The organism is Streptomyces sp. E11-3 (assembly GCF_046540415.1).
Lineage (GTDB): Bacteria > Actinomycetota > Actinomycetes > Streptomycetales > Streptomycetaceae > Streptomyces.
This window is the reverse complement of the sequence record NZ_JAZGRL010000268.1, coordinates 1-522: the sequence shown is the minus strand read 5'-3', so window position 1 is coordinate 522 and position 522 is coordinate 1. Positions and strand designations below refer to the sequence as shown.

Here is a 522-nt window from a genome sequence, read left to right as displayed (position 1 = left end):
GCGGGTGTCGTTCGCGGGGCGCGTGGCGGGGCGGGGGGTGCTGTCCATCGAGCTCGCCGGTACTGGGACGCCACCGCTGCGAACCACCTACGAACCTGTCCGCGCGCTGGTCGACGAGGGGGACGAGGTCGCTGCGGGTGAGGTGGTCGGGGTTCTTTCTCGGGGGCCGGGGCACTGCGTACCCAGCTGCCTCCACTGGGGCCTACGCCGCGCCGACCGCTACCTCGACCCGCTCACGCTGCTCCCGCCGCGGGGGCCGTCGAGGCTGCTGCCCGTGTTCGGCGTACCGGAGCCGGGCTCGGCACGTGGCACGGGGCCGCGCCGTCTGTTTCGTTGTGGGCCGGGGGCGCGGCGGGGGGGCACGTGCTCGCGCTCGTCGCGCTCCCCGGTACGGACAGCCCATCCGGTAGCGCGGGAACCCTAAGCGCTGCGCGCGCACCCCCCACCACGCCCCCTCACGCCGGTATGGCGTCTACCCGTTGTGGGCAATCGTTCCGCAGGGCGAGGGGGGCACCTCCCGCT

1 pseudogene is annotated in these 522 nt (G+C 74.9%); it reads left to right on the top strand.

Annotation, left to right across the window (positions count from 1 at the left end):
• Window positions 1-424 (top strand): annotated as a pseudogene (locus tag U9R90_RS36780) (M23 family peptidase); the annotation flags it as partial.
• Window positions 425-522: the final 98 nt, after the last annotated feature.